The sequence below is a fragment of the Paraburkholderia sp. SIMBA_054 genome (assembly GCF_046534875.1).
In the GTDB taxonomy this organism is placed as follows: Bacteria; Pseudomonadota; Gammaproteobacteria; order Burkholderiales; family Burkholderiaceae; genus Paraburkholderia; species Paraburkholderia hospita.
In genome coordinates, this window is record NZ_JAWRXV010001947.1 from 1 (window position 1) to 203 (window position 203).

Here is a 203-nt window from a genome sequence, read left to right on the forward strand (position 1 = left end):
TACGAGCCGGATCTGGGTCTGGTCACAGATCTGGTCGCCATCGAGGATGCGCACGCGCAGGAGCGCTCGGCCATGGCCCCGCTGATTGAATGTGCCGGCGCGGGCGAATTGTGGCTGGCTGACCGGAACTTCTGCACCGGGACCATCCTGCAGGGCTGGCATCAGGCACAGGCCTGCTTCATCGTGCGCGAACACGGCCGCAA

The 203-nt window shown here is 65.5% G+C and carries 1 pseudogene; it reads left to right on the top strand.

Features of this window, described 5'->3' with window-relative positions:
* A pseudogene (locus SB822_RS61815) lies at positions 1–203 on the top strand (IS4 family transposase); the annotation flags it as partial.